This window comes from Aquimarina sp. U1-2 (assembly GCF_017897595.1).
Classification (GTDB): Bacteria; Bacteroidota; Bacteroidia; order Flavobacteriales; family Flavobacteriaceae; genus Aquimarina.
Window position 1 is genome coordinate 52,172 of sequence record NZ_JAGKIK010000020.1, and the last position, 14,775, is coordinate 66,946.

Here is a 14,775-nt window from a genome sequence, read left to right on the forward strand (position 1 = left end):
CACTTGAAATTATTCATCTTTTTTAAAAATATGTAAAACGTTTTTATTATCCATTACAAATAAGTATGGGTCGAAATATTTTAATGGTTGACCAGCAGGAAAACTAACACCTGTTTCTTCATGCATCCAATCAAAAACCAAAGTTTTGGTATTGAATGCTCCAATTTGTCCTTTACGCCAATCGGTAGTGATAATATGATCGCCGACCAATACGAAATTATCGCGTTGAGAATCAAATATTGTTGGATCGTGTACTTTTTCAAAATCCATAAACAAAGTTCGATTATAAACTCCATTTACTATATCAACCTCGAAATACCCAATACTAGTAATACCTTTCAATTTACCGTCGGACTCATCTAATGCATAGTTTGAATTGTTACATTCTTCTATTTTCCATAATAAACTTCCATCTTCTATATTCACTCCTATTAAAATATCATCTTGTAATCCTATTACAAGTACGGTTTTATATACTGTCAAGAGGATTTGTATACAGACTTGTTTCCTGAATTGATCTTCGAAATCAAACTTCCACAATATTTGTCCTTTGTCGAAAGAGAATTTTTGTATTTCGTTAGTACTAATTCCAAACAAATAACTGTCGAAAATTTTAATGCTTACCGCTGTTTTATTGTTCCATATAATTCTATCTTGTTCAAAATCATAAAACACGTACTCAGACTTAGAATATATGTCTCTTGATTTATATAAAATTTTCTTACCTTCATAAACACCACTATCATGACCTACCTTATAATCTTTTACCTCAACAGGCATGTTAATTTTATCATTTTTCAGGTTCAATGTATGTGCTCGACCGTTAGTGCTATCCTGAACGAGTATAATATCATCTACTAAATTTTCAATTAAAAACAGCTGAAAGGAAGTTGATATAGTTTTTAAAAGATTCAAATTTTTGATTGAATATATTAGAATTTGATCCTCTATTGCATGATAAAAATAACTATCACAAACCCCAACAGAGTAGATTGATTTTACATCATGTATTTCTTTTATTTTTTTCATTTAATAAATAAAGTCAAAAAGTGAATGATTAATTAATAAGCCATCATCTGCTAGGGACTTAACTTCTTCCCAACTACGAATCCGAGTACCGTTGGGGAGACTATGTTTTGTAAAAAATCCTGGTCTCACTTCGAACAACTCCTTTGCTTTATCAGAGTTCTTGAATATATTTTGAAACGCAGTTTTCGCTTGTTCCGTATTACCATTAAAATAGTATCGAAACTCTTTTCCGCTTTGTAAATATTTATAGAATTGACTGTTTGATCCTGAAGGTATAGCACTAACATTTTTCCAGTTTTTTAATTCTATTGCACGACTTTTTAAAGTATTCGGATTAAAGAACAAGACATCTAGTTTGTGGCCTGTATCTATGTCTGGAATATTACCTTCAAAACGACTAAATTTATAACCTCCGCTTGTTAAATCAGTCCATTTAGCATTTAAAGTTTTTAAGGTAAATGTCCCAGCTTTTGCTTTTTTTGCAGTTTGCCCCATTTCCCTTAGAAAATCGCCTAAACCTGTAGCATTATCGCCTACCTTCACAATTACCTCATCAAGATCCTCGATAATATCTTTGATCATACCTACTCCATCATCAATATTACTATTAGAACTTGGGCATGATGTACACCCTCCTCTGGCTTCTGCCAATTTATCAAATATCTTAGTTAGTTCATCAGAGTACCCTTGTACAAAGCCTTTATGGTTTTTTACAAGAACTCGTAAAGAGCTAAGTATCTCATCATCTAAGCGCATTTCGGCTCTTTTTGAAATCAATGACCATCCTTCAATAAAATCTGGATCTTTAAATTTTATCTTTAATCCATCAGAGAATCTCTCAAAATCAGAAGCCAATTTTAATAGTTTATCTTCAGGAAGAAGATTTAGAGTATGCAAAGAAGGGTCAGAAATATCTAAATCATCAATAAACTTCTTAATTTTACCATATTCAGTCGTTGGTATTTTAGCTAATAAATCTGTCTTGGCAGCACCAACATTATATATTTTCGCTTCATCCCAAGCTTTTCGTAAATTAGGATCTGATGAATCTTCTAAACGCTTAATACTACGGGTTATAATATCATCTAGCTCTTGTACGGATATTTCTTTTCCTTTATTATTAACTAAATTATAAGCTTTTATTAGTTCCTTCTTCTGGTTGGGACTTGCCTTACTCATTGTGGCAAGGCCTTTCAATCCTCCGTTCACTAAATCATAAGCTCCTTTGGCTGCAAAAAAGTAACCTACCCACTGAAATTCTTTAGGAAGATTATCGCCTGTTCCAAACTGATATGCCGTTGATCCTACAGTAAATGTAAAATCCATTAAAGCAAATGCATTTCTACCGATTGTTCTTAATAATATTTTGGAGCCTGCGTTTGCGGCCAACCTAGATGAAGCAGCTGCAACCCTAACAGCCGAAATAGCGGCAGCTCCTTCTCCAAGTGTAGCGACAGTTATCACTATATTGAAAGTATTCCAAGCCGTGTTTTTTAATCTTGCTTCAGAAATGTTATTCTTTAAGTGTTCAATAAAGATAACCGGAACTGCGTAACCCTTCCCTTCTATTGCAGGTCTATCCTGATAGATCGAGTTTTCTGGGATAGGACTAAATGGAGAAACATCTTTAAAAAAATGAATCATTACGAGATCAAAAGGAGAAGAATTAGCTGGTATAAGGTTTACCGGGGCACCACTGCAATTCCCCAAAGTTTCTTCTGGGTTTTCACAAGTGACTATGTTTACCTTATGAGTACTATTATCATAGCTATACTTATAATTATTTCTATCTCTAACATATGAAACTAAAACATAATTCTTGTTCTCTACGTCCCAAGTCAAATCTCCAACAACAGTATACGTATCTGGACTCTCTTCTGCTCTAGCACCAGTTAATCTAAGTAACTCTTCGAAAAATTTAGTGTACGAGTTATTTGATAAAAAGTTAGTCAACCTTTCTTTCAAATGAAAAACCAAAGGATCATCATCAAAACTTTCTTTTGGATCTTCTAAAGCTTTTAAAAATGCCCCGGCTTCTTCATTTGATACTGATTTAAGCAATTTGGTAATTATATCTTGGTAGTTTGTACCAAAGAGAGTGAAAAGATTTCCGTTAAGCATTCTACTTAGCGCCTCTACTTTGATATTTATATTGGTTTGCTGTAGTCTTTCAAACTCTAAGGCATTGATTATTTCATACAGCACGTCTCTCTTTTGTTCAAGTCCACTTTCTTCAGAGGGTTTATGCCTTTCACTACCGTTTATAATTTTATCTAATAATCCATCAATGTATGCATCATCAATACTTCTGATTACTTTCTTTATCAATGAGACATCACTCTTTCCTTTTATGAAGAAATCATCACCAATAAATATATTATGCTGGAATATATTTTCTAATAAATTTTCCTTTTGATCATAAGTTAACGTGTTAATGAAATCATCATTCAAGTAGTATAACGCAGAATAGAATTCTTCTTTAGAAGCATTTGAGCCTAGTTTTTCATTGTAAGATCCTATATTATTATTGACTGTTTGTAACGCTTTTAAATAAATAGTCAAAGCTCCATCTTGTTCCCAAAATTTGTCTCTAGCTTTTATAAAAAGTGCTCTATCGCTACCCCAAAAAACATTACTCAATTGATCAGAAAAATCCTTATTAATTTGTGCAACCAGGATGTCGTAATCAATTTGATCATCTCCTTTAGAACATAACATCTTTGAAATACCGGTCAAGGCCTGTGAATCCTCATCTGTTTTGATTAAATAATTATACTTGTTAAAAAATTTCTCTCCATCAGCACATAAATCGCAAGCTTCGGGTGATGAGATTCTTTCTTTCAGTAATGCAGCTCCATTTCTAAAATCTATGGTTGTAAAAGGCTCTAGCTTACCTCCACTATTCCAACTCCCCTCTGCTTTATTTTCAAAGGTTTTAGTATATAAATCTATACCACAAAAACCGCTATCTCTATTAAGCTTTCCGACGTATACATTTGTATTGGCTGATAAATTTTTTGAATCTATATCTCTAAAGATTCTTTCATTTCTGTTTTCATCATTTCCAAACTTCTTTATATACCCCGTGAAAGTTTCACTGCCGGATTTCACTCTTTTACCTCCTATGTAACGTTCTTCTTTGCCATTTTCATTGACTGTGAATGCTAACAAAACACCTCCACGACCAAAGGTTATATCTTTTACAGTATTTGGGACAGTGAAAATTTTTCCTGCTGGAGAAATAAAAGAAAAAGGGCTACCCTTATCCTTTTCTTCGACATAGGCATTAAATATACCAGGAATAACATTATATCCTACAAGATACTGATAGCTGCCAAACTCCCCATCTTCATCACCCTGAAACATATACAACTCAATACCTGCAGCATGCATTTTTTTCCAGTCCATATGGTTAAGTACGGTACCATTTTCTCTATTATCCATTAACCAATTGGTACTCTCACTTGAAAATCCATAGGTATCCCAGGGGTGCTCAAGCCCGAATACACCATGTCCAAGTTCATGAGCAATAGTTTTGGCCATATTGCTGGGATCAAAAGCAAATCCATACTGCCTTTTCAAAGGCATAAAACCTTCAATACTTTTTGATGGACTTATTGAATTGCCTAATACAAAAACATAATATCGCTTTTTATCATACGATTTTTTGGAAGTATAGTACTTATAAATAGCACGTTCTTCTTCTGTATATTGCGCGAGCAAACTACTATCCCCTACGTCTAGCTGATTGTTACCATTAAGATCCCAATCAGTCTTTTCGATAGTCAGCGGTTCTTCAATGGTAATATTGAAATTAACTCCTGCTTTATTATAGATCTCATTGATTTGTGTTTTCAGATCGGTTGACAATACACCTCTGTTAATCGGCACGAGAGTGACATTAATCTCTTTTAACTCTTGGGATGCAAGATGCACCATATTGAACACACCTGCTATTTTATATTGCTCGCTTGTGTCTTTTGGCTTTACAGTTGCTAGAACTTCTTCTACCGCATAGTCGAATTTTCTCGTTAAAGTAAGTGTGGCTACGTCTCCGTTCCAGGTAGCATCTACCTTTACCCCATTTTTGGTTTTAAAAATAATGTCATCTTTGGTTAAGTCGCTATCTGCAAACGTAGCTCGTGCTGTGAGTACATCCTGGGTATATCCTGATATATTTGAAACCGCTTTAAACGGTATTGTATAATCCCCACCTCCGGCAATGGTAATTGTTTTGTATTTTTCGGTTAATTTGCTAGCTACAGCGTTAGGTACTTCATCAAAGTAATAATATCCAGAATCCTCAAAATCTACACGAACACCTTTGGCCGATATTTGAGAAGCACCGTTTTGATCTACACCTGTAGTATTACTGGTGGTAGCTGCTCCGCCTTCTGCGGCCTCACCTTCAGTAATGGTACCATCTTCTCCCACAGTCCAAGGCGTACCTTCGCTATCGGTTATAGTTATATCTCGACCACCCGGAATGATAGCTTCTTCCCCATTTTCGCCCCTAATTACGATAGCTCCGTTGCCATCAATTTCTATACTAGAGATTACAAAGTCTACCTTCTGATCTTCTGTATCCCCACGATCTCCGTTAAACACTTCACCCACATTTGTGTTTACATCTACCGTCATTTGCGCATCTGCGCCAAATTTTGGATCATATAATGTTACAATCTCACCTTCTGCCAATTGATAATCAGTATTGATCAATATACCACTAAAGCGAACTGCAAATCTCGCCAATTCAAAATAGGGAACACGTACATAGCCTACCCCAGTAATTCTACCATTAGACTCATCTTCAATATCAGTAATAGTGATCACAAAATCTCCTGCGGTTATGCGGTCTCCTACCATAATGTTGGCCACGGGTTCTCTGTTTGTTATGGCGATTTCGTCGGGCACAATTCCACAATTATAATTAGCAGTTTCATCCTGAGCGGTTTCGGTAGTTATTCTTTGTGGTTCGCTATATTCACTATATTGATATTTACATTTTCCCTTTACCTTATATTCATAGGTAGTCCCAGGTTTTAGATCCCAAACTGTAGCCCAAGCACTATTGGTACGCATTGTAAACCATTGGGCATTTTCTCTACCCACTTCACGATAGGCAATAGCATATTCAGTATACGTCGTTGGATCCTCATCCCAATATACATTCATTTTGGAAATTCCTTTTGGCTCGGCCGAAACATTGAGCGGAGTTTCACAGGGTTCTACTTTCGAAAACCAAAAGATTTCACTTTTCCCTTCATTTTTAAAGAGTCCAATTTCTTCTGCACCTTGTATTGCTTTTGCCTGTACTTGCCAGGCATAACGTTTATCGGTAAGCAGCTGCGGTTGTGTAGGGCCATATACAAATGAATTCGCACGTGTAGTTGTTTGAAATATAGGGGGCGATGATAGGAATGCAGTCTGCGGATCTACGCCATCATCCCAAATTTCTACTATACTGAGTTCGTACTCTACATTACTTACATTAATATGTCTTGGTGTCCATTGAAATACGATATTATCAACAGCCTGCGGCTCCATATTGGTGCCGTTAAGAGGTAAATTAAGTATAGGGGGTTCATTTTTAAAGATATAGGTAGTAGCGCAAGTTTTAGAAGAAAGACGGTTACCTGTTACGAATTCAAATACTTCAAAGCAAAATTGATAGCTACCTTCTGGGATGGTTTGTCCATATAAATTAGCTGTAATACCCTGAAGGTTTTGGAACTCAAAGTAGGGTCCCAAATCGGTATTACGTAAAACCAAGGGGGAACCTCCGTCAATAAACAAGGGCTGTGCACCCACGACGAGATCACGGCTTTCAAAAGAAATACCATTCCCTTCAAAAGACACTTTTAATCGTACCTGAAGATTACTAACCGAAATATCACTAAGTAATAGTTGCACCTGTAATGGACTGTTGATAGTAGTAGCATCGGCATAGTTATGAAAGTTAACAGGGGCAGGCGGATTAACCTGGGGCACTACAGTAATCGGGAATCGTTGTGCCAGCGACACCTGTATACTACAAATGATGATAAGTAGTGTAAGTAATGTATGTCGTGATATGCCTATACTACGACGACTCAAAACCGGTATTGATTTCGAGAAAAGTACTAAGGCACGTAAACCTTGATTATCGCGTAAAAATGTATTCATAGGTTAGTTCTTTTCTATGTATTTTAATATAAACGTGTCTGGATCTGTATGATGAACAGATTCCTTCATATAAAAATCGATGATCTGGGTAATCAAATATAGCTCAATTTCCTGATCTGTCTTTCCATTATCTTTTAAACGGAATATATTTTCTTTCTCTTGCTCCATCAACCTATCGAGATATTGGTCTGGTTTTTCTATTTTTTCAATAGTTTTATATTTAGAAATAATGGGCAGCATCCATCTATGCCCAATTAATCTGGCTAGTGCCATTTCACTATTTTTTTCTAGGCGGGCGTATGTTTCTTGTAACTCTTTGTAAGATTGCAGTCGTTCTTCAGGTGTTTTTTTGTGTAGTTGATGATTATCTACAGCTACTTTTGCTTTTACAAAGGCTTTCTCGAACGCATAATCCAATCGTAGCATATCTCTTTGTAATTCAATAATAATATCAAATACCATGGCATGATATCCATTAAGATAATCTTCGTAACTGTAGAGTTCTTTTAAAAAATCGATAGCCTTTTCTTTGTAATCCTCTACACTTTTTTGATCTGCTGCGATTTGTCGTAACATGGTAAGTTCTCCCTTTTTATACTCAGGTATATGGTTGAAATGAGAATTATCCTGTAGAATAGCTAATTTATGATTCACCTCGTCCATAGTGCCATTGTACAAAGAATCTCTAAACCTGAAATTGAGTAGTTTGTCTTTTTTGGATCTTTTTTTCTTCTTTTCTTTTTTCTTGGGCCATTTAAACTTTGGTGCTTTAAACTTGTCAAATGTATAATTGTAGGCAAAAGTGGCCGTGAAATTTTGATTGGATACCGTAGTTGTATTTCTTAATTGGGATAACAGATTAAGACTAAAATTATGTTTCTTTTTGAAGGTATAGTTACTACTTAAACGAATATTAGTTACATCTCCTTGTTTTTCTCCATTGTTACTACTCTGGTTGTAGCTTACAGAACCTGTAGTTCGTAACTTTTTTTCAAAGAATTGTTTGTTTACAGATACTGTAGGGCCAAAAGTAAGATTGTTATCCACCCCAATAGTACTATAATTTACATTGACTGCCGTAGCAATATTTAGGCTTTTTTCAGGATATCCTATAGTATACGCTGCACTACCATTATAAAATCTGGAGTCCCCATTTTCTGCAACTTGTCCACCTTGTTTGTTTATGGCATTTTGAAAAGACAGGGCTACATTAAGATTCTTTTTTCTCTCTTCGGAATCTTTAAGAATATAATTAGCATTTATATTTGCATTTTGAGAAATCTGCTGAAAGTCTAACGTATCCAGATTATCAGTTTGAGCAACCTCGTTAATAAAATCAAATTGATTTTTAATATTTGTATACGACTGAAAATTTGAATATCCCCCAGATATATTCAATTTTTCTGAAGCCGTATACGCAACGTTTACTGCACTAACGATACGCTGAAGTTGAGCACTTTTTGTATTGTCCAGATCATCTCTTTGCAATCCCCCATTAAAAGAAATATTTACTTTATCGGCAAAAATACTTTGAGTCGCGTTTAGGGTAATATTTTCAAGATCATTATTAAAGAAATAAGCACCAAATGTGCGATACTCTGGATCAATGTATTCGTAACCTACTCCTATAGAACCTTTTGCTACTTGATAATTAAGGTTGGCATTGTACGCTTTATAATGTCGGGTGGTAACATTATTAGTAAGAAATAACGACAAGATAAATGGATTTGCTTCTTCTCCTACAGCATTTATATCTTCGGTAATAGCAGAAGATGCAGCCTCTATTCGTAATTCTCCTCTATCAAAAAATTTGAACCCTCCTTCTATACTTGCCACTATGTTTTCTTTGGGTAATAATTCAAATTCTACAGGTACTGGATTGTCGAGAGAGTTTTCATCATCAGCAGCTCTAAAAAAAGTAATTCCAAGAGAAAATTTCTCTTCGGTGTATAGCGTTTTTAGACCATATCCTATACGTTTAAAAGCAGGTTCAGACTGCGAATCGTTTTCTACATATTCCGATTCTTTTAATAGTCGCCCATACATTGCACTTATTTTAAACTTACTCCCGGGGGTGAGGTCGACTCCCAATCCGGTAAACTGATGACCACTTAATGTATAAGGAGAAAATGTCATGCTTACATCTCCAATATGAGCAGTAACCCATTTATAAGAGGGATGAATACTTAACCTATTAAATGAAAACGGATTGCTGTTTTGAAATTTTTGATTTGTGTATGAAAATGAAAACGGTATGTTATAAACGCCGCTAATATTCAAATTTACATTACCTGTCACAAAATATGTAAATGGGTCTCTATTAGCTTCTCCCTCGTAAAAAACTGTATTGGCGGCTATACCCCCGGTAAGTTTAAAAAGCTTAGCTTTACCAATTTGCCCCAAATCCTGGCAAAAGGTAACCGTGGGTAAACACAAGAAAAAGATATAACAGCGTAATTTTGGGGTCAAATGTTAATGTTTTCTTAAATACAAATGCGAAAATATTCTTTTTTAATCAGGTTACCAAAAACAGAAACGCTTTTCGTTGAAATTTTTGCAAACTACATCAGAAGGTAGAACTTTCTATCTAATATGCTAGTATCATGAAATTAACAATACTTATAATACCCTTTACGCATTTTATTTATGGTATTCAAAATATAAAAAGAGGTTATGTTTTCTTTAAGATAATTTATCTTAGAATGTGATTTGACTATACATTTATAACTTGATAGTATCTCAAAAGTGCCTTAAATCTAATATTTATTAATATCTGCTAATATTCAGAAACATGTATACGAAACAAAAATAAAATAAGAGAGTAATTAAAAAATATTGTAATATCGAGCTGAAATAAACGATGAATACAATACCAAAAATTTTTATCGCTTTGAAAAGAATTCACGATTGAAAAAATTATCACTGGGTGTAAACTTAACACTTTAAGATAGTATTTTTTTAACACCACAAAAGAGACGCTTGTATACACAGGAATTAATTACATCTACAATACTGATAATTAAATATATTGAAGGAAGCTAGAGGATTAGTGCAAATCTAGTTATCTTTAAGAACGTTGATGAACTTAGATTAGGGAGAACAGCCGAAATCATCAGTAGTTGTATAGGAGCGAAACCAATAACCATAAAATTATATGATATACACAGAAATTTACTAACTAGCACACTTTTAAAACCACTTCGAGAATCAATTTTACTCAATACATATGAGATTAGAACTTTTTTTGAACTTTAATCTGAATAATTTACTTTTATGGATTCGTTGACCCAAATTATTTTAGGTGCTGCTGTAGGAGAGGCCACTTTAGGAAAAAAAGTAGGTAACAAAGCCATACTTTGGGGAGCCGTTGCTGGTACTATTCCAGATCTTGATGTACTCTCAAATTTTTTTGTAGATAATGTCACGGCAAATGAATTGCATCGAGGATTTTCTCACTCTATCTTATTTTGTGTGATAACAGCACCCATTTTTGGCTGGTTACTCTCAAAATTATACAAAAATCGAGAAGCAGGTTGGTGGGATTGGTCCAAGTTGATGTTTCTAGGATTAGTGACACACCCTATTTTAGATGCATTTACTACATGGGGTACCCAGCTTTTTTGGCCTTTCAAAATTAAAATAGCTTTTAACACCATATCGGTAATAGATCCATTATACACACTTCCTTTTTTAGCCTGTGTTTTGTTGACTATGCGGTACAAACGAAACCATCCCAAAAGAAGAAAATACAATTACCTTGGTTTACTAATTAGTAGCTTTTATCTTTTGATCACAGTAATACTACAACAAAATGCTAAAGCTAATTTTGTGGCAAGTTTAGAAAATAAGAGCATTCCCTTTATTAAAATACAAACCCGGCCTACCTTAATGAATAGTATTTTATGGACAGCCAATGTAGAAACTGAAGATTCATTTCTTATTGGTTATTATTCCCTTTTTGATAAAGACGATGTCATCCATTTTTCTGAATTTCCAAAAAATCATGAGGCCTTAGCAGATATCAAAGAAAATTCTCTTCTTGTTCGACTTGTACAACTAACTGAAGGTTGGTATACTATAGAAAGAACACCAGATAATATATATTTTAATGATCTTCGTTTTGGGTTGTTAGGTGTAGGATCTAAAACGGATCGTTTTGTATTCAGTTATGAATTATATGTTGATGATCAGGGAAACCTTAGAGCAAGAGAACGGGAACGAGAAATGGCTAATGCCGGTGGACTTTTAAAAAAATTATTTCTTCGAATACTGGGAAATAAAACATAGAACTAAACTACTTCAGGGAAAATCCATAAAGTCTATAAAGTATTTGTCTGAAAACTATTTTTATATTCCTTTTGGCATTAGTACTATGCTAAGAAAGGTATAGTACTACTGTAGCTATAAACGTATTCCACCACAATAATGATATAAAATTGCCAACGAACTCTTAATTAATTTGCTTTTACCCTTAGAAATTATTCTCTTTAACAAAGTATTACAAGAAAATAGTAGTATTCCTGCTTAAACCCGGAATCCAATTCGTCTAACTCGAAAATAAGTAATTTAAATGAGCGAAAAATATAAGATTCAAGTCAATGAAACATTTGAATTTGACCTTACCCATGCAGATACTTCTACGATGGATACCATACAAACTTCAGAAAATACGTATCACACACTTCTAGAAGACACATCTTATCATACCGAAGTAGTTCAAAAAAATTTCAATACAAAAGAATATATAGTCAAGGTAAATAATAACCATTTCAAAGTAAACATTGCAGACGAACTAGATGTACGAATTGCCGCCATGGGATTTTCTTTGGGGTCTTCAAAACAAATTAATGCCATCAAAGCACCCATGCCAGGCCTGTTGCTTGATATTCACGTTACAGTAGATCAGGAAGTAAAAGAAAATGATCCCCTACTCATTCTCGAAGCTATGAAAATGGAAAACGTCATTTTATCTCCAAGAGATGGGGTCATCAAGTCTATTCATGCTTCAAAAGGAGATGCAGTCGACAAAGGACAGTTATTAATTGAATTTCAGTAAAAACCAGTATATATACTCCATAGAATTAGTAGTTCTCATACCAAAGCTATTATGAAAAAAATTTTAGTCGCCAATCGGGGCGAAATTGCAATTAGAGTCATGACCACAGCCCAAAAAATGGGTATCAAAACAATTGCCGTTTATTCAACCATTGATAGAAATGCACCACATGTCAAATTTGCAGATGAAGCCGTTTGTATTGGCGAAGCACCTTCTAGTCAATCTTATTTATTAGGTTCAAAAATCATTGAAGTTGCAAAAAGATTACATGCAGATGCCATACACCCAGGTTACGGTTTTTTAAGTGAAAATGCAGATTTTGCGGAAGCCGTAGAAAAGAACAACCTCATATTTATAGGACCAAAACCTGATGCTATTAAAGTAATGGGAAGTAAACTTGCAGCCAAAGATGCTGTGAAAGCCTATGATATCCCCATGGTACCAGGGATTGACAAAGCCATTACCGATGTTGAAAAAGCAAAAAAAATTGCGCACGATATAGGGTTTCCTATTCTAATTAAAGCTTCTGCCGGCGGTGGCGGAAAAGGAATGCGGATCGTAGAAAAAGAAGAAGATCTGGATTCGCAAATGCAGCGTGCTATAAGTGAAGCAGTATCTGCATTTGGTGATGGTGCCGTATTTATAGAAAAATATGTAGCTTCTCCCAGGCATATAGAAATACAGGTGATGGCCGACAGTCACGGAAATACAATTCATCTTTTTGAACGAGAATGTAGCGTACAACGTCGTCATCAAAAAGTTGTAGAAGAAGCTCCTTCGGCAGTACTTACTCCAGAACTTCGTGAAAAAATGGGGCAAGCTGCTATTAAAGTAGCCAAAGCCTGTAATTATTTAGGTGTAGGAACAGTCGAATTTTTGCTAGATGAAAATCATAATTTCTATTTCCTAGAGATGAATACACGCCTACAGGTAGAACACCCGGTAACCGAACTTATTTCTGGTGTCGATCTTGTCGAACTTCAAATTAAAGTAGCTAGAGGTGAAGCCTTACCAATACAACAAGAAGATCTTCAGATTAATGGTCACGCCTTAGAACTTCGGGTATATGCAGAGGATACTTTAAATGATTTTTTACCTAGTGTGGGACACCTTGATGTATATCAACTCCCTGAAGGAAAAGGGATACGTGTTGATAATGGGTATGAAGAAGGTATGGATATTCCTATTTACTATGACCCTATGCTTGCCAAACTAATTACATATGGTAAAACTCGTGAAGAGGCGATACAGCTTATGATTGAAGCTATAGATGAGTATCAAGTCGAAGGCGTACAAACCACATTATCTTTTGGAAAATTTGTGTGCAAACACGAAGCTTTTAGATCAGGAAATTTTGACACGCATTTTGTAAAAAAATATTATTCCGCAGAAAAAGTAAACGCCGCCACCGCTACAGAAGCTAAAGTTGCCGCACTCATTGCCTTAACACAATATCATAGCGATCAAAAAATAGTACGATTACCGGATTAGTGAATTATAAAGTATGTAATGTTGCATCAAAAATTCCTTGTATGTGGAAAGCTAGGGAAGTGTTTTTGAATGCAGAATTCAGAATTTTGAATGCAGAATGATGTACGTCCCTGATATAGGTTGACCACTTTTACAAAGAAGTGATCAGTTTATGAGAGCAAATTTAAAAACAATTAGGAAGCAACGAGTTTATTCGGAAGAATTTAAACGTCGATTGGTTTCAGATTTTGAATCAGGAAAATTCAGTGTTCCTCAATTAGAGAAATTGCATAAAGTTTCCAATGTGAGCATTTATAAATGGATCTATAAATATTCTACCTTTAACGAGAAAGGATTTAGAGTTGTAGAGATGAAAGATAGCAGTAATGAAAAAGTAAAAGAACTCCAGCAGAAGATCAAAGATCTGGAACGTGTGGTAGGTCAAAAGCAAATAATGATCGACTATTTAGAGACGATGATGGAAGTAGCAAAGGAAGAACTTGATATCGATATCAAAAAAAACTTCTCCACCCCACAATCAATAGGTTCAAAGAAAAATCCAAAACGATGAGCTATTCCCTGAATTCGCTTTATAATGTTATAGGCATCAGTAAGCAAGCAGTACATCAGTATGCTAGACGACAAGCTGTCTTTGATGATAAAGTAAGTTCTCTTATCGTAGAAGCAGATGAGCTTCGCCGGGACTTCCCGGGTTGTGGGGTGGAGAAAATGTATGATATACTAAAGCCAGGTTTTATAGGCAGGGACCGGTTTGTAGAATCTATGATGTCTCTTGGATACAGGCTAAAAGTAAAAAAGAACTATAGAAAGACAACTATAGCTTCAAAAGTATATTATCCTAATTTGATAAAGGGGATGCAGGTAAAGGCGCCTTCAACCATCTGGCAGAGCGACATTACTTACATTCCAATAAATGGGAAACATTATTATGTCGTTTTTATAATAGATGTTTATACTAAGAAGATTGTAGGGTACTCAGTCTCTGACCATATGCGTGCTACTGCTAATCTAAAGGCTCTTAAAATGGCCTTAAA

Annotated in this window: 8 protein-coding genes; 5 read left to right on the forward strand and 3 right to left on the reverse strand. The window is 34.9% G+C overall.

Annotated elements, in window-relative coordinates:
* Positions 1–9: 9 nt before the first annotated feature.
* Genes J8281_RS17695 through J8281_RS17705 form a run of 3 tightly spaced genes read right to left on the reverse strand, consistent with a single transcriptional unit; the run spans position 10 to position 9,663 of the window.
* Complete coding sequence (locus J8281_RS17695) at positions 10–1,029, reverse strand: hypothetical protein (RefSeq protein WP_210198994.1); 1,020 nt, start codon at positions 1,027–1,029, stop codon at positions 10–12.
* Positions 1,030–7,194 (reverse strand): fibronectin type III domain-containing protein, encoded by a 6,165-nt coding sequence (locus tag J8281_RS17700; protein WP_210198995.1) that lies wholly within the window; start codon positions 7,192–7,194, stop codon positions 1,030–1,032.
* Between the two features lie 3 nt (positions 7,195–7,197).
* Complete coding sequence (locus J8281_RS17705) at positions 7,198–9,663, reverse strand: hypothetical protein (RefSeq protein ID WP_210198996.1); 2,466 nt, start codon at positions 9,661–9,663, stop codon at positions 7,198–7,200.
* Positions 9,664–10,467: 804 nt separating this feature from the next.
* Here J8281_RS17705 and J8281_RS17710 point away from each other — a divergent pair.
* The 5 genes from J8281_RS17710 to J8281_RS17730 form a co-directional block, all read left to right on the forward strand.
* Positions 10,468–11,481 (forward strand): metal-dependent hydrolase, encoded by a 1,014-nt coding sequence (locus tag J8281_RS17710; protein WP_210198997.1) that lies wholly within the window; start codon positions 10,468–10,470, stop codon positions 11,479–11,481.
* A gap of 283 nt (positions 11,482–11,764) precedes the next feature.
* Positions 11,765–12,250: an acetyl-CoA carboxylase biotin carboxyl carrier protein subunit gene (locus J8281_RS17715; protein ID WP_210198998.1), complete on the forward strand. Its 486-nt coding sequence runs from the start codon at positions 11,765–11,767 to the stop codon at positions 12,248–12,250.
* Positions 12,251–12,301: 51 nt separating this feature from the next.
* Positions 12,302–13,741 carry an acetyl-CoA carboxylase biotin carboxylase subunit gene (gene accC, locus J8281_RS17720; protein ID WP_210198999.1) on the forward strand — a complete coding sequence of 480 codons (1,440 nt, stop codon included), beginning with the start codon at positions 12,302–12,304 and terminating at the stop codon, positions 13,739–13,741.
* Between the two features lie 151 nt (positions 13,742–13,892).
* Positions 13,893–14,291 (forward strand): transposase, encoded by a 399-nt coding sequence (locus tag J8281_RS17725; protein WP_210199000.1) that lies wholly within the window; start codon positions 13,893–13,895, stop codon positions 14,289–14,291.
* Positions 14,288–14,775 (forward strand): DDE-type integrase/transposase/recombinase (locus J8281_RS17730; RefSeq protein WP_210199001.1); only part of this gene is annotated, 488 nt, incomplete at its 3' end. The genes J8281_RS17725 and J8281_RS17730, both read left to right, overlap by 4 nt.

Excerpts from the sequence above, each read along its gene's own strand:
- accC (WP_210198999.1), top strand. The coding sequence starts at position 12,302 with ATGAAAAAAATTTTAGTCGCCAATCGGGGCGAAATTGCAATTAGAGTC.
- J8281_RS17715 (WP_210198998.1), top strand. The coding sequence starts at position 11,765 with ATGAGCGAAAAATATAAGATTCAAGTCAATGAAACATTTGAATTTGAC.
- J8281_RS17700 (WP_210198995.1), bottom strand. The coding sequence starts at position 7,194 with ATGAATACATTTTTACGCGATAATCAAGGTTTACGTGCCTTAGTACTT.
- J8281_RS17695 (WP_210198994.1), bottom strand. The coding sequence starts at position 1,029 with ATGAAAAAAATAAAAGAAATACATGATGTAAAATCAATCTACTCTGTT.
- J8281_RS17725 (WP_210199000.1), top strand. The coding sequence starts at position 13,893 with ATGAGAGCAAATTTAAAAACAATTAGGAAGCAACGAGTTTATTCGGAA.
- J8281_RS17710 (WP_210198997.1), top strand. The coding sequence starts at position 10,468 with ATGGATTCGTTGACCCAAATTATTTTAGGTGCTGCTGTAGGAGAGGCC.